We start from the raw sequence: 17,148 nt of genomic DNA, 5'->3' as shown, positions 1-17,148 counted from the left end.
TCTTTATGGCACGATGAGCGTGCCGGCACCATGTTCGGTGAAGAGTTCCAGCAGGACGGAATGCGGCGTCTTGCCATTCAGGATGACAACGCCTTCCACGCCACGGCGGATTGCTTCGATGCAGGTTTCGACCTTCGGGATCATGCCACCGGAAATCGTGCCGTCCTTGATGAGCGCCTGCGCATCGGCAACGGAGAGTTCCTTGATCAGCTTCTTGTCCTTGTCCAGCACGCCGGGAACGTCGGTCAGGAACAGAAGACGGGTTGCGGCCAGCGCGCCTGCGATAGCGCCTGCAAAAGTGTCGGCATTGATGTTGTAGGTATGGCCGTCACGGCCCGGAGCGACCGGTGCGATGACCGGGATCATTTCGGAACGCGCCAGAAGATCGAGCAGGGTGCGGTCGACTTCCGCCGGCTCGCCGACAAAGCCCAGATCAAGCACTTTCTCGATATTGGAATCGGGGTCGATGACGGTCTTGTGCGCCTTCTGCGCGAAGACCATGTTACCGTCCTTGCCGCACAGGCCGATGGCCCATTCGCCTTCGGCATTGATCAGAGCGACGATTTCCTTGTTGATGGAACCGGCCAGAACCATTTCCACCACTTCGACGGTCTTTTCGTCGGTGACGCGCAGGCCGCCCTCAAAACGGGATTCGATGCCAAGCTTGGTTAGCATGGCCTGAATCTGTGGGCCGCCGCCATGCACCACAATCGGGTTGATGCCCGATTGCTTCAAAAGCGCGATATCGCGAGCAAAGGCCTTGCCGAGCTCCGGATTGCCCATGGCGTGGCCGCCATATTTCACGACGACATGCTTGTTCTCGTAGCGCTGCATATAGGGCAGGGCGGCGGAGAGGAGTTGTGCTTGCATTTCGGGAATATCAAGGGTCGTCATCGCGGGCTCCATGGCTGGCGACAGGGCAGAAGAGGCAGGCTTTTCTAGACCGGTTTTGATTCAAATGGAATCCGCGAAAACGGTCTCGCTGCTTATTTTTCACGAATAGTTTGCTGGAAACGGCTTCTTATGTATGTGCCTATGTTCTATCCAAAATATGATTTTATAGTTTCACGGTTCCATGAAGAAAGTTGTTTCGATGCGCCGGTTTATTTTGACCGCTGTGGGGTCACTCCTTGCCCTCAATGCCGCCCAGAATTTTGCGATGGCGGCATCCTCCACTCAAACCGTGGTCTTTGTTAGACACGGCGAAAAGCCGGAAAACGGGTTGGGCCAGCTAAGCTGCCGTGGACTGAATCGCGCGCTGAAACTGCCCGCGATCATCGCAAAACAGTTCGGCAAACCGGCTGCGATTTTCGCGCCCAATCCGTCGGAGGAGAAGGACGACAAGGGCGGAACCTATGCCTATGTGCGTCCGCTCGCCACGGTCGAACCGACCGCGATTTCGCTTGGCCTGCCGGTGGATACGCGCTTCGGTTTCGAAGATATCGACAAGCTGGAAGAAGCGCTGGAAGCGCCTGCCTATCGCAATGCAACTGTTCTGGTTGGCTGGGAGCATAAGCAGATCGTCAAGCTGGTGCGCGACATCGTCAAGGAGAACAGCGGCGACAAGCATAGCGTGCCCAAATGGTCGGGCGACGATTTTGACAGCATCTATGTGCTGCGCATTACCCGCGACGGGGCAAAGACCAATGTACAGTTCGAGCGCCGCAATCAGGGACTGAACAACCTGCCGGAAACCTGTCCTCTCTGAGGACAGGTCAGGCTGAAATCATGACTCTTTGATCACCAGAGCCACAGCTGCGCGCAAATCGTCGAGGCCGAGGCCCTTTTCCGACGAGGTGGCGATAATGCCGGGGAAGCAGGCTGCACGACGGAAGGTGAGCTTGTGCGTATCCGCCATCAGGCGCGGCACGCCTGCCGGTTTGATCTTGTCGATCTTGGTCAGCACAATCTGATAGGACACGGCGGCCTTGTCGAGAAGGTCAAGCACTTCGGCGTCGTTCTTCTTAATGCCGTGGCGCGCATCGATCAGCACATAGACGCGCTTCAGTGTGGTACGTCCGCGCAGATAGTCGAAAACGAGTCGCGTCCAGGCATCGACATGGGCTTTTGGCGCTTCGGCAAATCCGTAGCCCGGCATATCCACGAGGGCGAGCGGCGGCAGGTCGCCGTTTTCGCCGGAATAACCGTCCGGCACGAAATAGTTCAGTTCCTGCGTGCGGCCCGGCGTATTGGACGTGCGCGCAAGGCCCTTCTTGTTGACCAGAGCATTGATCAGCGATGACTTGCCGACATTGGAGCGTCCCGCAAAGGCGATCTCCACCGGACCTTCCGGCGGCAGGAATTGCATCGACGGCACGCCACGGATGAAGATCCATGACTTCTTGAACAGCGCACGGCCTTGCTCGACCAGTGCCGCCTGCGCCGCGCGGGTCGCATCTGCCGCTGCCTGAGCCGCATTGATTGCCGCCTGCTTCTTATCCTGCTCGCTCAATGTTCTTATCCTGGTCGCTTTATTCTGTCAGTGACACGCATCAATGGTATGGGCCGCATTGTCAACATGACGGCATAAAAAACCCCGCCTAAGCGGGGTTTTTCAGATTTTACTTTTTGGCCTCTTTCGGCTTTCGCTTGAAGAGGTCCCTCAGATTGTCCCAAAGCTCGATCTTGACGCCCTGACGCTTCATGATGATGCCCTGCTGGGTGATCGAGAGCAGGTTGTTCCATGCCCAGTAGATCACGAGACCAGCCGGGAACGAAGCCAGCATGAAGGTGAAGATAATCGGCATCCAGGTGAAGATCGCAGCCTGCGTCGGGTCTGGCGGCGTCGGGTTCATGCGCATCTGCAGGAACATTGTGATGCCCATCAGCAGCGGCCAGACGCCGATCATCAGGAAGTGCGGTACTGCGAAAGGCAGAAGGCCGAACAGGTTGAAGAGCGATGTCGGATCGGGCGCTGCAAGATCCTGAATCCAGCCAAAGAACGGCGCATGGCGCATTTCGATGGTGACGTAGAGAACCTTATACAAGGCGAAGAACACCGGAATCTGCACCAGCACCGGCCAGCAGCCTGCAAGCGGATTGATCTTCTCTTCCTTGTAGAGCCGCATCATTTCCTGCTGCTGCTTCATCTTGTCGTCCGCGTATTTCTCGCGGATTTCCGTCATCTTCGGCTGAACCAGCTTCATGCGCGCCATCGACTTGTACGACTTGTTGGCGAGCGGGAAGAACAGGCCCTTGAGCAGAACGGTGACAACCAGAATGGCGACGCCGAAATTGCCCGAGAACTTGTAGATCCAGTCGATGAGGTAGAACATCGGCTTGGTGATGAAGTAGAACCAGCCCCAGTCGATCAGCAGTTCGAACTGCTTGATGCTGAGCTGCTTTTCGTAAGCCTGAATCTGCGTGACGACCTTTGCACCGGCGAAGACCTGGTTCTTCAGCGAATGCGACTGGCCGGCCTCAATGGTCATCGGCGCGCCGAGGAAATCGGTCTGGTAGCGCGGGCGATCATTGGTGAAGTGCGAGAAGCGGCCGGTGAACTTTTCGTCCTGCGGCGGTACGAGCGTTGCAGCCCAATACTTGTCGGTGATGCCGAGCCAGCCGCCCATGACGTCCTTGAACGAGATGTCCTTGTCGTCTTCGACCTTGGAATATTTGATTTCCTGTAGGCCGTCCTGACCCATAACGCCGATCAGGCCTTCATGCAGAACATAGGTAGCGCTGGCATGTTCCGGCTGGTTGAAGCGGGTTACGCGGCCATAAGAGGCCAGCGAAATCGGTGCGCCGGTATTGTTTGTGATCGTGTCGTCAACGGAGAACATATAGGCGTCGTCAACCGAGATGACGCGCTTGAAGGTGATGTTCTTCTCGTTGGTATAGCTCAGCGTGACCGGCGTGGATGGAGTCAGCTTGTTGTTGCCTTCCACGGACCAGACCGTGTTCGGACCCGGAACCGGGCCGGTCGTGTCATTGCCGGTGAAGCCGAGCTCAACGAAATAGCCCTGCTTCAGCGCCGATGGCGCGAGCAGTTCGATATTCGGAGAATTGTTGTCGACGGTTTCGTGATAATTTTTGAGGAAGAGATCGTCGAGACGCGCGCCGGTCAGGTTGATCGAACCGCGCAGCGAAGGCGTGTCGATCTGAACGCGCTCAGTCTGAGCGATTGCGGCTTCGCGGGTCAGCGTGCCGCCTGCGGCTGCCACATCACCATGGCCGGGAATTGTGCCCGAAGCGGCTGGCGCCTGTGGCGTATCGCCCGCACCGTTGCCTGCCTGGCCACCCTGGGCTGCCTGCTGGGCCTGCCGCTGCTGCTCCTCAATGCGTGCCTGCTCCCGCTGGGCTTCCGTTTTCGGACCCAGATAAAACACTTGCCACAGCGTCAGTATGAGGATGGACAGGGCAATGGTGATGAAGAAATTGCGTTTATTTTCCATTGACGGGTCCTGATTCCGGTCTTTCCGTTCGGCGTTTCCCTTCGCCTTTCCGCTCGCCCTTCGCCTTGATGCGGCGGGTGAGTTCATCGGTCAGTCGCGAAAAGGGCGCAGTGAGAGCTTGCTCGCGCGCTACGATCACATAGTCGGTCGAAGGCGCCATGTCACGCCCTGCGTGACAACGTACCGCTTCTCTCAGCCTGCGGCGGATGCGATTTCGTATCACGGCGTTGCCGTTCTTCTTGGTGACGGTGAAGCCGGCGCGGGGCTTGTCGCCAATTTTGGCGGCTGCCGATTCCTCTTCCGTCCGCACGCGGACTTCGAGAAGAAACAGCGGGCCACGCCGCTTTTCACCGTTCCTTAAAGCCAAAAACTCCGCTCTCTTACGAAGGCGGAGTATTTGTTTCGGCTTTTTCATATCTTTATTCACCGCGCAGCTGCGCGGGCAAAGATTAAGCGGAAAGCCGCTTACGGCCGCGCGAACGGCGAGCGGCGAGAACCTTGCGGCCGCCGGTGGTAGCCATGCGTGCACGGAAACCGTGACGACGCTTGCGGACGATCTTGGATGGCTGATAAGTGCGCTTCATTTTTTTAATACCGCGGTGTGCGGCCCTTCTTAATTCTGTTTTTCAGTGGAACATGATCTGGCCCGAAACCGGTTACCCTTATTCGGGATCATGCTCTATTGAACAGGAGCTGGTTCTTTTCCCTGCGGCGGACAGCATAAACCATCCGTAGACCCGCGCGGGCGAACGTGACGCGGCTTATAGGGGGAGGGGCCTCAAGAGTCAATCCGCAGATGCGATCAAAGCTGTGCTTCGATAGAAGCTTTGTCGATGATCGACCAGACCCCTTTAATCAGTCCATTGTCAAAGGTGTAAAAGACGTTTTCGGCGAACTGGATTTTGCGGCCATTGACCGGCAAGCCGAGAAAGACGCCAACGGGCGTGCAATCGAAAGCCAGACGGGCTGCAACTGTCGGTGGTTCGCAGACCAGCAGGTCTATACTGAATTGGAGATCGGGGATCGCCTTGAAATCCTGCTCCAACATGGCGCGATAGCCCGCCAGTCCGAAAGCTCTGCCATTATGCGAGACCGCCTGATGGACAAAGTGGCCGAGATTTTCCCAGTCCTGTCCGTTCAGGCAGGCGATGTAATCGCGGTAGATGTCGGCAAGCGGCTTCTCCATGGTCGGTCCTCCTGTTTTCGAATTTAAGCGATCACGCATGGCAACGCCATTGCCAAACGGCACTTGGGCTTCCATAAGAGAGCGCACATTTTTTCCAATGCGGAACACTTTCCGCAGCAGCATTCAGAGGAGTTCACCATGAGCATCCGTCGCATCGGAGTTGGTCCACGCATGAGCCAGGCCGTGGTCCACGGCAACACCGTTTATCTCGCCGGTCAAGTGGGTGTGCCCGGCGCCAGCGTGACCGATCAGACCAAGGCCGTTCTGGCCGAAGTGGACCGCCTGCTCAAGGAAGCCGGTTCGGACAAGTCGAAGATTCTTCAGGCGATCATCTGGCTCGCCGACATGAAGGATTTCGCCGAAATGAACGCTGTCTGGGATGCCTGGGTCGATCCGGCCAACACGCCAGCTCGTGCAACCGGTGAAGCAGCCCTTGCAACGCCGGACTACAAGGTCGAAATCATCATCACCGCTGCGATCTGATCCCAGCGCGAATGCTTGAGAAAGCCCCGCTGCGAAGCGGGGTTTTTTATTCGCGGATGCGTTGCGAGAAGCCGTCGCGTCCGCCTGCCTGCGCTTTTGCGTCGATGGATGCGCGCTGGCGTATTTCTTCCAGCGAACCGCCATCCTCGATCCAGCCATTGTCGAAAAGATAGCCGGGCAGAAAGCCTGACAGCAGAATGCGATAGTCGAACGGGAATGTTGGATCGAGCAGCCGCGCCATGTCGAAGATCATGGTCGTGCAGTTGGTGGTCAGCGTGTTGTAGAATTCCGCCTTTGCGGCCAGCTGGTTGCCGCGCTCGACATAGGACAGGAACAATTGTCTGGCCGGGCCGGGCGGCAGTTTGACCTGATAGCGGTAGACGTCTTCCTTGCGGATATTGGTGCGCAGATAGATGATGTCCCGTTCCTCGGCGGCGATCATCGCCAGCTCGAATTCCCGGAAAAAGCCGCCAATAGACGAGAAGACCTCATGATGCTCGCGGCGGATTTCGCCGGAGAAGACCACATGACGCCCATCCGCAAAGCCGAATGAAAGCAGCGTGTGAGCGATGGCCGGGCTCGACCAGTAGGACAGGTAGATATCAACCGAAGTAATCTTGCTGAGATCGTAGGTTTCGTCTTTCCAATTTTCGGTAAAGTCTTCCGTCGTGCGCCATTCGAAATCGCGAACATTGGTGAGCGTGACGATATCGCCATCCACCTTGCCGGTAACGATGCGCGCGACGTCCGGCGCCCACATGCGGTCGAGGGAAGGGCGGATGGTCGTCCACCAGCCGAGGATGATGAGCGCGAGGAGGCAGAAGAACAGCCGTTTGCGCCAGCAGGAGAAGCGCCTTTCCCCGGCTATGGTCCAGAGGGTGAAGAGCAACCACAGCGCGATGATCGCCTGGCGAACAACGCTGCCGAAGGGCAACTGATACCACATCGCCAAACTCGCCCAGATCGCAAAGATAAGAGCGAAAAGGATGAAGATAAACTTGCCTGCGATGCGAACGGGCGCCGATTTCAAAATAGACGTCATGGGCCTCAGTGCTCGCCAGTTGTGGTAATCAATGTGGAATTGGCGGCGATACTGACATGATTTGCGGCGCAATGTCATTGCTTATCCAAAAAATGGATAAATTTAGTTCAGTACATTGGAATCTGTAAAAAGAAGCTCTTCTATTAGCCGTTACTTCTTTAAGGCGACAGCCTCTCCACGCGGGCGCGGCGCGGATGTCTTTCGATTGCGCCTGTAGGGACGCACCAGCCGCCACAGCAGCAGCGCTGCGACGATGGCGGCATAGATGATCGGCTCTGCGGGCCAGCTTTTCACGGATAGGATGAAATGGATCGCACCGCCTGCAATGGCCACATAGACGAGCTTGTGCAGGCTGGTCCAGCGGCGTCCGAGCCGACGGATCGACCAGTTGTTGGAGGTCAGCGCCAAAGGCACAAGCAGCACGAGACTGATCATGCCGATGGTGATGAAGGGGCGGCGGAGAATATCGGCGATGATAACCGGAAAATTCAGCGCCTGATCGAGCACCATATAGGTCGCGAAATGCATAAGCGCATAATAGAAGGCGAGAAGACCGAGCGCCCGGCGATAGCGCAGCAGGCTGATGCCGGTCAGGTCGCGGATCGGGGTGACGAGCAATGTCAGGATCAGCAAGCGCAGCGCCCAGAGACCGAGCGTATGTTCGAACGTCTTGACCGGATCGGCACCAAGGCCGCCGGTCGCGCCGAGATAGAAGGTCCAGACAGCCGGAACAAACCCCGCCGCATAGAGCAGCCAGACCTTCCAGCCATCAGTCTGGCGACGCGTCGGCTTTTTCGCGCCCCCTTCGGTTGCACCCATTCTCTCGGCTGCCATGTCAGTAATTCGCCTTCAGGTCCATGCCGGTATAAAGCGACGCGACTTCGTCCGCATAGCCGTTGAAGGGCAGGGTCGGGCGGCGGCTGGAAGCGAAGAAACTGTCCTCGCCGATGCGCCGTTCTGTCGCCTGGCTCCAGCGGGGATGATCGACCGCCGGGTTCACATTGGCATAGAAGCCATATTCATTGGCGGCCTGCTGCTGCCACGAGGTGGGCGGCTGCTTCTCGACAAAGGAGATACGGGTAATGGCCTTGATGCCTTTGAAACCATATTTCCACGGCACCACGAGCCGGATCGGCGCGCCATTGGCGTTGGGAAGCGTCTCGCCGTAAAGGCCAACCGCCAGGATGGTCAGCGGATGCCGGGCTTCGTCCAGTCGTAACCCTTCGACATAGGGCCAGTCCAGCACCTGAAACAGCCCCTTCTGGCCGGGCATTTCCTCCGGGCGGACGACACCGGTGAAGGCGATATATTTGGCAGAGCCGAGTGGCTCCACCTGTGACAGCAGGCTTGCCAGCGGAAAGCCGATCCACGGGATTACCATCGACCACGCCTCGACACAGCGCATACGATAGATGCGCTCTTCCAGCGGCATCTTGTCGATCAACTCGCGCATGTCGAATTCTTTCGGCTGCTTCACCAGCCCATCGATGGTCAGCTTCCAGGGCAGCGGCTTGTAATCGCTGGAATTGGCGGCTGGGTCGCTCTTGTCTGTGCCGAATTCATAGAAATTATTGTAGCTGGTGACATCGGCCTTCGGGGTCAGCTTTTCATCGACCTTATAGGCGGATGCGACAGCCTTGAGCGGGTCTGCAAAAGCCGACGACGCAAAACCTGCGGTAGCGAGCGCGCCGAGGCCCGCCATAAACTGCCGACGGTGCAGATAGAGGTTCTTCGGTGTCACCGCATCATAAGTGAGACGGGCATGCGAAAGACGGCTGAATTTAAAGCTGCTCATGGGCGTTGATCTCTTTCTCCCGCATAATAGCTGATTTTCTCGCCAAACACGTCAAAAGCAAGGAGTTTTCATCGCTTCGGTGTGGCTCACGCTTTAGTGATGGCGAATAAGTCTCGCAATGGAGATGTAACAGAATTGTAACAGGTCGTAATTTTTCGTGCATTTCGCCACATTCCTGCTAAATCTCTGCTGTTAAGAGAGTTCCATTCGCCGCGAAGGCCGTGCTCAATCGCCTTGTTGAGGGGCCGCTTTCAAACCTTCGTTAACGTCTCGTTGGCTATGTAGAGATCATGGTAAAGAAGATGTTTATTGCCGCTTTGGCGGCTGCGCTTATGGTATCGACCGGCTCGGCTTTTGCTGAGGGGCAGCCTGTGGCTGTTTCCACGAAAGGTCAGGGCAAGGCACTGAGCGGTATTGCCGCTTCAATGAAAGAAGAAGAAGGCGCCCCGAAGCTCGGCGAAGGCGTCACCATGCGCGAGAAGAAGATGGATACGGAAATTACGCCGGAACAGAATTTCTCCCGCAGCAGGCAGTTCATCCACCGCTTCTATACGCCGGAAAAAGCGTCCAACGAACTGGTTATCCTGCTGCACGGTTCGGGCGGCAATGAAACCAGCCTTGTCCCGCTGGCGTCGAAAATCTGGCCGCGCGCGACACTGCTCGGCATTCGTGGTCGTGTCATGCAGGACGGCGGCACGCGCTGGTACAAGCGCATCACGCCGGTCAAGTTCGACCAGAAGGATATCAAGCTCGAAGCCAATGCCTTCGTGACGTTCCTGACGCGGCTTGCCGACGACAAGGACCTCGACCTTACGCACGCGACTTTCGTGGGCTATTCGAACGGCGCCAATCTCCTGGCGGCAACCATGATGCTGCATCCTGATCTGGTGAAGCGTGCCGTGCTGATGCGCTCGATGCCGGTGCTGGACAATGCGCCGGTTGCCAATCTGAGCAAGACGCGCGTGCTGACGATCACCGGCGAGGAAGACAAGCTCTACTCACCCTTTGCGCCCGCGCTTTCCGCGCTTCTGCGCTCCAGCGGCGCGCGCGTCGATGCGCGCACGATTGATGCCGATCACATGCTCGGCGACAAGGATGCCGCCGCAATCAGCCAGTGGGTCGCGTCGCTTGGACCAGACGGTGCGCCTGCGGTGTCGATGCGCAGACCGTGAGTTAGGGGAGTAGGGGAATAAGGGAATAGGGGAGTATGTTGGGCGAGAAGCGCCTGACACTCTTTTAAAACCTACTCCCTTATTCCCCTAATCCCTTAAAGAGACGATGCCACAATCCCCCACTTCCGAACCGAAAGCGAGGCGGTGGCCCTGATCGTCCCAGCCCATGCTGGAGATGGCGCCCTTGCCGGGGCGGCGCAGCAGAACTTCCTTTTGATCGGCAAAACGAACCAGCATGATCATGCCGTCATTATAACCAATGGCGACGATATCCTCGACCGGATGGCAGGCAACCGTCGTCACCATGCTGTCGCCGCGCAGGCCAAGCTCAAGCGGGGCCTTACCCATCGGGCCGTCCTTGCCCGCAAAAGGCCAGACGATGGCCGCAGGCGCGCCGGATGTTGCAAGCCACTTGGCCTTCACGCTCCACGACCAGTCCTTCACCTTTGCCGGATAGCCGGTCATGCGCATGTGCTTGGCGTCTTCCAGACGCCAGCCATGCAAGGCATTTTCCTGCATCGAGGTGATGAGAAAGCGGCCATCGGGCGAGAAAATGACGCCGATATGCGCGCCTTTCCATTCCAGTTCGACGGGCTTGGCGGCGGTGCCGGTCCAAATCAGCGTCGCCCCGTTGTAGCGGGCAATCGCAAGCCGCTGGCCCTTCGGCGCAAAGGCAATGCCTTCAACGCTGCGTTCCTGCGTGTATTCCTGCACCTTGCCGTCAGAGTTGCGCACCCATGCCGAACGGCCCGAGGCAAAGCCGACCGTACCGCCGGGACCGGCTGCAACAGCCGTCATCCATTTGCGCGGGACCTTGGCGAGTTCGGTCACCGTGCCGCTGGCATCGGTGCGGCAGACGCGACCGTCTTCGCCGCCGGTGATGAGCGACTTGCCGTCAACGGCAACCACAGCGCTCAACAGTCCGTCATGGGCCGTCGAACTCTGGTTGCCGTTATCCAGCCGATGGATCGTCCCATCAGCCATGGCAAAGAAAGGAACGTCGCCGATGAAGCGCGCATGAAGACAATGACCTTCGAGGTCAAACGGGGCAACTGTAGGCATCAGTGTCCAGTATTTCTTATTTGACTTGGCAGTTTTCGAAACCGGCTTTCAATTCAGCCGGGTCGAGTTCGCGTCCGATGAAGACAAGACGGCTTTCCCGCTTTTCTTCCGGCTTCCATGCGCGCTGGTGATCGCCTTCGATGATCATGTGAACGCCCTGAACCACATAGCGGTCCGGATCGTCCTTGAAAGCGATAATGCCCTTGAGGCGCAGAATGTTCGGCCCCTGCGTCTGGGTGATGTTCTGAATCCACGGGAAGAATTTTGCCGGATCGATATCACCGGCCCGCAACGAAACAGACTTAACCGTCACATCGTGGATTGGCGAGGCATGATCGTGGTGGTGATGATCGTGGTCACAGTCCGGGCCGCAGACATGATCGTGGTCATGGTGATGATGATCATGGTCGTGATCATGCGCATGGTGGTGGTGCCCGTGGTGGTCATGATGATGGTCGTCATGCCCATGATCATGGTCGCAATCCGGGCCACAGACATGATCGGGATGATCATGGTCGAGGAAATGCGGATCGTTTTCCAGCACGCGCTTCAGGTCGAAGGCGCCACGGTCCAAAACGCGCTCAAGCGGGATCGAGGCGCGCTCGGTGCGGTGGATGATGGCATGCGGGTTGATGGCGCGAACCGTGGCTTCGATGGTGGCCAGTTCTTGCGGCGTCACCAGATCGGTCTTGTTGATCAGCACGACATCGGCAAAGGCAATCTGGTCTTCGGCTTCGCGGCTGTCCTTGAGGCGCAGCGGCAGATGCTTGGCATCCACGAGGGCGACAACGGCGTCGAGGCCGGTCTTGGCGCGCACGTCGTCATCCATGAAGAAGGTCTGCGCGACCGGAACCGGATCGGCAAGGCCGGTGGTTTCCACGACGATGGCGTCGAAACGGCCTGGACGGCGCATCAGACCTTCCACCACGCGGATCAGGTCGCCGCGCACGGTGCAGCAGATGCAGCCATTGTTCATTTCGTAGATTTCTTCATCCGACTCGACGATCAGGTCGTTGTCGATGCCGATCTCGCCGAATTCATTGACGATAACGGCATAACGCTTGCCGTGATTCTCGGTCAGAATGCGGTTGAGAAGGGTGGTTTTGCCCGAGCCCAGATAGCCGGTCAGAACGGTAACGGGAATGCGGCCAGCTTCAGTGGTCGCCTCTGCTGTGGTTTGGGCTTCAGCCTGGCTCATGATCATGCCTCTAGACGTTGCGGCCCCGGATCGGTCGGTGCGCAAAGGCGCATGCCGGGACTTCGGATCGGACATTTCATATAAGGGAACGACGACAGTAATGCCATATGCAATGCTATATTATTACATATGCCCCTTCACATTCGCGCCATCGGTATGAACCCTAGGATTTGAACCGCGCCAGATCGAAGCGATGGACATCGCGCAGCAGTTCGACAAAGCCGGATACGGCATTGGCGATCAGCTTTTCGCCTGCTTCCGCCGTTGCTGCGGCAGCGTTGCCTGCAACGCCTTCCGGGTTGAGATCGTGCATCTTCCAGCCAAATGCGTGCGGACCATAGGCGCGCAGGAACTTGAATTCCTCGGCGTAGCGTGACTGGGCGTTGCTGAAATTGCGTGCTTTCGACATATCCACCAGATCGGGCCGCAGCGCTAGCATCACCGAGGTTTCGATAAAGCCGCCATGAATATCGAGCGCCTTTTCTTCCGGCGTGATCAGGCCGTCCGGCAGGCCGAAGCGGGTCCAGCTCGTCGCGACTGCGAGCATGCCGAGCCGGACGCGCAATTCGGTCGCCACGATGGTCATCAATGGCGAGTTGCCGCCATGGGCGTTCAGCATCACCAGCTTGCGGATGCCGCCCGCATGCAGGTTTTCGCCGATGCCGATCCACTGGTTGACCGCTTCCGAAAAGGCGAGGCTCTGTGTGCCTTCGGTATCCATGTGTTCGATGGAATAGCCGACTGGCTGCACCGGCAGGAAATTGACGTTCAGACCAGCCGGTATCGCCTCGCCAACCCGCGCGGCAATGCTTTCCGCGATGATCGTGTCCGTCTCGAACGGCAGGTGAGGGCCATGCTGTTCGTGTGCGCCAAGGGGCAGGACGACAATCATATCGCTGTTCTGATCGCGCAGTTCCGTCATATTTTCCTCACTGTTTTTTCTGGTGGTCGAACCTAACGTCGGTTCGCCGGGGGGGCAACCCAAGCGGTAAAAACACCGCCCCTCACTTCAGCGAAATGTTTTTAACCTTGTTGTTTCATAAGTCGGACAATATTTTACGCTATAAACATCTCCGGCAATGTCGATCGAGCGACAGAATGAAGTCGCAACAAAGGGTGAGGTGGCGATGAACAAGGACAATAAAGCGGTTGTACTTTATCGGCTGCAATCCGTGGCGCGTCTTTCAAGAACAGTTCTGGCCACAAGGCTTCTGGAACAGGGACTTTATGCCGGACAGGATGCAGTCATGCTGCAACTGGCCGCTGAAGACGGTCTCACGCCCGGCGTGCTTGCGCAGCGGCTTGGCGTGCGCCCGCCAACCATCACCAAGACGATTGCCCGTCTGCAAGGGCAGGGTTTTGTCGCCAAGCGTGCATCCGATACCGACCAGCGCCAGTCGCATGTTTATCTGACGCAGGCGGGACTTGAGACGATCAAGGCCATCGAGAAATCCATTCGCAAGACCGACAAGGACATGCTGAAGGGCCTCGACAAGAAGGAGCGCAAGACGTTCCTGAAAATGCTGGGTCGAATGGAAGGCAATCTGGCGCTGCGCGGTCTGTCGCGTGTGGCGGAAGAATCGTCCGCCGATGCCATTGACGACGACGAAGCTGAATAAGCGGCGGCGGTTTCAGCTTGATGCCAAAAATACTTTCAATTCAATAATTGCAATGGCATAACCGTTTTAATGATGACGCCCTTGTGACATGTGACGCGGGGCTTTCGTGGCATGGACCGTTGGGGAGGCGACTTGGCCCAGAAAATCAAGCTTTCGACCATCGCTGATGCGCTGGGTGTTTCGACGGCTACCGTTTCGCTTGCGCTGCGCGACAGTCCGCTTGTTGCCGACCAGACCCGTGAGAAGATCAAGGAACATGCCCGCGCCATCGGTTATATCTATAACCGCAGGGCAGCGAGCCTGCGCACGTCGCGGTCGGGGATTGTCGGTGTCGTGGTGCACGACATCATGAACCCGTTTTTCGCGGAAATTCTGAAATCCATCGAATCGGAACTCGACCGGTCCCGCCAGACCTTCATTTTGTCCAACCATTACGACCAGCTGGAAAAGCAGCGCACCTTCATGGACACGCTTTTGCAGCTTGGCGCCGACGGGGTGATCATGTCGCCCGCCATCGGTACGCCGCCGGAAGATATCCAGATCGCCGAGGATAACGGCCTGCCGGTCGTTTTCATCGCGCGCAGTGTCGAGGGCGTGCATGCGCCCGTGTTTCGGGGCGACGATGCTTATGGCGTCGGCCTTGCCACCAATCACCTGATTTCGCTTGGTCACAAGCGCATCGCAATGATCGGCGGCACTGACCAGACCTCGACCGGTCGCGACCGTTATCGCGGTTATGTTCAGGCGATGGAGAAGGCCGGGCTTGAAGTGCGCGACGACTGGCGCATCGCGGGTCCGCGCACCAAACAGGGCGGGTTTGAAGTCGCGCCGCAGTTCCTCGCCTTGAAGGACAAGCCGACGGCTGCCGTGTGCTGGAACGACCTGACCGCAATCGGCCTGATGAATGGCATCGCGCGCGCCGGGCTTGTGCCGGGCGACGACATATCCGTGACCGGCTATGACGATCTGGAAGAGGCGGCGATTGCAACGCCTGCGCTTACGACCGTCTGGAACGGCCAGCGCGAGGTCGGACGCCGCGCCGCCCGCGCTTTGCTCGATCAGCTGAACGGTGTCGAGGTTGCCTCGACGCAGGAACTCATCAAGCCGGAACTGCATATAAGGCAATCGACGTCCAAGCCTAAACAGCCCTGATTTCCACGCTCCGGGTCCGGTTCAAGCTGACCGGCTACCGGTCTCCCACGAACTGCGAAATGCCCAGAGGAATATTGTCATGACCAAGCGCGACGCAACCGTTCTGGTGCTCGGTAACTTCAACGATTATGCCGTCGAACGCCTGTCGGGTGAGTTTTCGGTACGCCGCATCCCGCGCGGCGACGCGGCGCTCGTTGATGCGGCCTGGGCTGGCGATGTGCAGGGCATTGCCAGCATGTCCACCGTGGATGCCGCGCTCATCGACGCTTTGCCCAATCTGAAGATCATCGGCAATTTCGGCGTCGGTTATGATGCCGTCGATGCCAAACATGCCGCCACCCGCAACGTGATGGTCACCAACACGCCGGACGTACTGACCGACGAAGTGGCCGACACGGCGCTCGGCCTTTTGATCGATACGGTGCGCGAATTGTCGAAGTCGCAGGAATTCCTGCGTGCGGGCCGCTGGGAAAAGGAAGGCCGCTATCCGCTGTCGAAGCTTTCGCTGCGCGGACGCAAGGTCGGCATTTTCGGCCTTGGCCGTATCGGCAAGGCGGTCGCCCATCGTGTGGAAGCGTTTGGCCTGCCGGTTTCCTACCATAACCGCCGCAAGGCGGAAGGTGTCGCTTACGATTATTATCCAAGCCTGCTTGAGCTGGCCAAGGCGGTCGACACGCTTATTCTGGTTGCGCCGGGTGGTGCGGAAACGGCCAAGGCGGTCAATGCTGACGTGCTGCAAGCACTCGGTTCCGATGGCGTTCTGATCAATGTCGGTCGCGGCTCGCTGGTCGATGAAGACGCGCTGGCCAAGGCTTTGAATGACGGCACGATTGCGGCTGCGGGACTGGATGTTTTCTCCAACGAACCATCGGTGCCGCAGGGCCTGCTCGATGCACCGAATACGGTTTTGCTGCCGCATATCGCATCCGCATCGCACAAGACCCGTCAGGCCATGGCCGATCTGGTGATCGATAATCTCATTGCGTGGTTCGATACCGGCAAGGCGATCACGCCGGTGCCGGAGACGGCGGAGGTAAGGCAGTAGGGCAGTATGGGAATAAGGCAGTATGTTTTGGTTGCGGACGGCCGAAACGACCATAATCTTCTACTGCCCTACTGCCCTACTGCCCTATCTTATGCTCCCGCACCGCCTCGCCAAACGCCTCGAATATCTTCCGCGAGGGGGCATCGGACTGGACCCAATATTCCGGGTGCCATTGGACGCCGACGACAAAACCCTTGGCGTCCTTGACGGAGACGGCTTCCACGGTGCCGTCTTCGGCCACGGCTTCCACTTCAAGGCGCGGCGCAAGCCGGTCGATGGCCTGACGGTGCACCGAGTTCACCTTTACGCTGTCTTCTTTCAAAATTGCGCCAAGGCATGAATCCGGCTTGATCCGGATCGGGTGCTGGATCGCGAAACGCTCGGCCTGACTTTCGGATTGCGGCGCACGATGGTCCATCCGGCCCTGCAATTCCTGAATTTCGGTGGCCAGCGTGCCACCCAGCGCCACATTCAATTCCTGAATGCCGCGGCAGATCGCCAGTACCGGCACGCCTTTTTCAATGGCCGCGCGGATCAGTGGCAGCGAGGTCGCGTCACGCGCATCGTCATAGGGTTCGAAGGCCGCACTCGGCTCGACACCGTAGAGGGCAGGGTTGACGTTGGATTTCGAGCCGGTGATCAGCACGCCATCCACCGCGTCGAGAATGGCGTCAAGATCCATCTTGTCGCCGAAGCTTGGCACCAGAAGTGGCGTCACTTGCGCGACATCGATGGCCGCAGCCAGATATTGATCCGGCGCTGCATGCCAGGTGTAATTCTCGAAAGGTTTGACGTCAGTCGGTACGGCAATGAGGGGGCGGGACTTCGACATAGCACTCAAATCCATGAATTTGGCTCTCAGCCTTCTGCAATAGAGCACATCCTCAAAACTGTGAAACAGTTTTCGGATAAGATGTGCGTGAATGAAGGCTTCTGCAATTGGCAGGAAGTGTCGTCTTTTCATCACGCTCGTGCGGCTTTTGTGTATTGTCTTGATTTG

The 17,148-nt window shown here is 58.0% G+C and carries 19 protein-coding genes; 6 read left to right on the top strand and 13 right to left on the bottom strand.

All coding sequences use genetic code 11. The annotated features are described in order from the left end of the window. Positions 1 to 3: 3 nt before the first annotated feature. Positions 4 to 894, bottom strand: a complete 891-nt coding sequence (argB, locus tag D8666_RS17265) for an acetylglutamate kinase (RefSeq protein WP_121538860.1) — start codon at positions 892 to 894, stop codon at positions 4 to 6. Positions 895 to 1,093: 199 nt separating this feature from the next. Here argB and D8666_RS17260 point away from each other — a divergent pair, with 199 nt between their 5' ends. Next, a complete protein-coding gene (locus D8666_RS17260; RefSeq protein WP_109369635.1) occupies positions 1,094 to 1,708 on the top strand; it encodes a hypothetical protein in 615 nt (204 codons plus the stop codon). 18 nt (positions 1,709 to 1,726) lie between these two features. Here the strand turns inward: D8666_RS17260 and yihA are convergent, their stop codons facing one another. From yihA to D8666_RS17235, 5 genes are all read right to left on the bottom strand, one after another. Then, positions 1,727 to 2,371: a ribosome biogenesis GTP-binding protein YihA/YsxC gene (gene yihA, locus D8666_RS17255; RefSeq protein WP_235858999.1), complete on the bottom strand. Its 645-nt coding sequence runs from the start codon at positions 2,369 to 2,371 to the stop codon at positions 1,727 to 1,729. A 190-nt stretch (positions 2,372 to 2,561) separates the two neighbouring features. Further along, the gene (gene yidC / locus D8666_RS17250; RefSeq protein WP_121538858.1) at positions 2,562 to 4,394 is read right to left on the bottom strand and encodes a membrane protein insertase YidC; all 1,833 of its coding nucleotides are present in this window, start codon (positions 4,392 to 4,394) and stop codon (positions 2,562 to 2,564) included. Beyond that, positions 4,384 to 4,809: a ribonuclease P protein component gene (gene rnpA, locus D8666_RS17245; RefSeq protein WP_121538857.1), complete on the bottom strand. Its 426-nt coding sequence runs from the start codon at positions 4,807 to 4,809 to the stop codon at positions 4,384 to 4,386. Before rnpA ends, yidC begins: the two co-directional genes overlap by 11 nt. A gap of 34 nt (positions 4,810 to 4,843) precedes the next feature. Next, complete coding sequence (rpmH, locus tag D8666_RS17240; RefSeq protein WP_006467565.1) at positions 4,844 to 4,978, bottom strand: 50S ribosomal protein L34; 135 nt, start codon at positions 4,976 to 4,978, stop codon at positions 4,844 to 4,846. Between the two features lie 218 nt (positions 4,979 to 5,196). Beyond that, positions 5,197 to 5,580: an ester cyclase gene (locus tag D8666_RS17235; protein ID WP_109370292.1), complete on the bottom strand. Its 384-nt coding sequence runs from the start codon at positions 5,578 to 5,580 to the stop codon at positions 5,197 to 5,199. A 138-nt stretch (positions 5,581 to 5,718) separates the two neighbouring features. On the opposite strand from D8666_RS17235, the gene D8666_RS17230 reads away from it, so the two are divergent. Then, entirely contained in the window at positions 5,719 to 6,063 is a 345-nt protein-coding gene (locus D8666_RS17230) for a RidA family protein (RefSeq protein ID WP_109369631.1), read from the top strand. A gap of 46 nt (positions 6,064 to 6,109) precedes the next feature. On the opposite strand, the gene D8666_RS17225 is transcribed toward D8666_RS17230, so the two are convergent. From D8666_RS17225 to msrP, 3 genes are all read right to left on the bottom strand, one after another. Continuing rightward, entirely contained in the window at positions 6,110 to 7,105 is a 996-nt protein-coding gene (locus D8666_RS17225; protein WP_121538855.1) for an Lnb N-terminal periplasmic domain-containing protein, read from the bottom strand. A 150-nt stretch (positions 7,106 to 7,255) separates the two neighbouring features. Then, a complete protein-coding gene (gene msrQ / locus D8666_RS17220) occupies positions 7,256 to 7,924 on the bottom strand; it encodes a protein-methionine-sulfoxide reductase heme-binding subunit MsrQ (protein ID WP_109370291.1) in 669 nt (222 codons plus the stop codon). Positions 7,925 to 7,940: 16 nt separating this feature from the next. Next, complete coding sequence (gene msrP, locus D8666_RS17215) at positions 7,941 to 8,900, bottom strand: protein-methionine-sulfoxide reductase catalytic subunit MsrP (RefSeq protein ID WP_121538853.1); 960 nt, start codon at positions 8,898 to 8,900, stop codon at positions 7,941 to 7,943. Between the two features lie 290 nt (positions 8,901 to 9,190). On the opposite strand from msrP, the gene D8666_RS17210 reads away from it, so the two are divergent. Then, the gene (locus D8666_RS17210) at positions 9,191 to 10,072 is read left to right on the top strand and encodes an alpha/beta hydrolase (protein WP_109369629.1); all 882 of its coding nucleotides are present in this window, start codon (positions 9,191 to 9,193) and stop codon (positions 10,070 to 10,072) included. A gap of 87 nt (positions 10,073 to 10,159) precedes the next feature. Here the strand turns inward: D8666_RS17210 and D8666_RS17205 are convergent, their stop codons facing one another. The 3 genes from D8666_RS17205 to D8666_RS17195 form a co-directional block, all read right to left on the bottom strand. Beyond that, a complete protein-coding gene (locus D8666_RS17205; protein WP_109369628.1) occupies positions 10,160 to 11,134 on the bottom strand; it encodes a WD40 repeat domain-containing protein in 975 nt (324 codons plus the stop codon). A gap of 16 nt (positions 11,135 to 11,150) precedes the next feature. Continuing rightward, positions 11,151 to 12,332, bottom strand: a complete 1,182-nt coding sequence (locus tag D8666_RS17200) for a CobW family GTP-binding protein (protein ID WP_181376101.1) — start codon at positions 12,330 to 12,332, stop codon at positions 11,151 to 11,153. Between the two features lie 163 nt (positions 12,333 to 12,495). Next, positions 12,496 to 13,254: a creatininase family protein gene (locus tag D8666_RS17195; RefSeq protein WP_109369626.1), complete on the bottom strand. Its 759-nt coding sequence runs from the start codon at positions 13,252 to 13,254 to the stop codon at positions 12,496 to 12,498. 205 nt (positions 13,255 to 13,459) lie between these two features. Here D8666_RS17195 and D8666_RS17190 point away from each other — a divergent pair, with 205 nt between their 5' ends. From D8666_RS17190 to D8666_RS17180, 3 genes are all read left to right on the top strand, one after another. Further along, positions 13,460 to 13,951 (top strand): MarR family winged helix-turn-helix transcriptional regulator, encoded by a 492-nt coding sequence (locus D8666_RS17190; RefSeq protein ID WP_109370290.1) that lies wholly within the window; start codon positions 13,460 to 13,462, stop codon positions 13,949 to 13,951. A gap of 132 nt (positions 13,952 to 14,083) precedes the next feature. Next, the gene (locus tag D8666_RS17185) at positions 14,084 to 15,103 is read left to right on the top strand and encodes a LacI family DNA-binding transcriptional regulator (protein ID WP_109369625.1); all 1,020 of its coding nucleotides are present in this window, start codon (positions 14,084 to 14,086) and stop codon (positions 15,101 to 15,103) included. A 79-nt stretch (positions 15,104 to 15,182) separates the two neighbouring features. Next, complete coding sequence (locus D8666_RS17180; RefSeq protein WP_109369624.1) at positions 15,183 to 16,148, top strand: 2-hydroxyacid dehydrogenase; 966 nt, start codon at positions 15,183 to 15,185, stop codon at positions 16,146 to 16,148. A 76-nt stretch (positions 16,149 to 16,224) separates the two neighbouring features. On the opposite strand, the gene D8666_RS17175 is transcribed toward D8666_RS17180, so the two are convergent. Continuing rightward, the gene (locus tag D8666_RS17175; protein ID WP_109369623.1) at positions 16,225 to 16,980 is read right to left on the bottom strand and encodes a gamma-glutamyl-gamma-aminobutyrate hydrolase family protein; all 756 of its coding nucleotides are present in this window, start codon (positions 16,978 to 16,980) and stop codon (positions 16,225 to 16,227) included. Positions 16,981 to 17,148 lie beyond the last annotated feature (168 nt).

The organism is Ochrobactrum soli (genome assembly GCF_003664555.1).
GTDB lineage: Bacteria > Pseudomonadota > Alphaproteobacteria > Rhizobiales > Rhizobiaceae > Brucella > Brucella teleogrylli.
Note: the sequence above shows the minus strand (reverse complement) of the source record. Positions and strands in the feature narration are given on the sequence as shown.